Here is a 445-nt window from a genome sequence, read left to right on the forward strand (position 1 = left end):
AACCTTAACGCAGTTGCTGTTAAAAACCTAAGTGATTTACAAGGCAATAGAAAGGACGTAACAAGCACAGATGAAACTAATAACCAATAGTGCTGAAATTAAAGTAACTGAAAACGAGGACGGTTCTAAGTCGTTCCAAGGCATTGGTTCAGAAGTTGGCGTAGAGAATCGTAACGGTATTATCTTGACCCCTAACTGCATTGAGTTTGCTAGAGAACGATATCCATTGCTATATGAACACGGAGCTGGATCTAGTGAAGTAATTGGGGACGCGAAAGTTTATTATGACTTAGCTTCTAATAAATACCTGACTGACTTTACGCTTTACGACAATGCACCAAACATTAACAAAGCTGTGGAAAATGGAGCGTTTGATTCACTATCAATTGCCTATTACATTACAGATTATGAGTTTAATGAAAATGATGCTCTAGTTGTAATGTAA

The 445-nt window shown here is 37.3% G+C and carries 1 protein-coding gene; it reads left to right on the forward strand.

Annotation, left to right across the window (positions count from 1 at the left end; translation table 11 throughout):
- Positions 1-70 precede the first annotated feature (70 nt).
- A complete protein-coding gene (locus L977_RS02765; RefSeq protein WP_197061790.1) occupies positions 71-445 on the forward strand; it encodes a hypothetical protein in 375 nt (124 codons plus the stop codon).

Source organism: Enterobacter sp. ZOR0014 (genome assembly GCF_000798855.1).
Lineage (GTDB): Bacteria > Pseudomonadota > Gammaproteobacteria > Enterobacterales > Enterobacteriaceae > Enterobacter > Enterobacter kobei.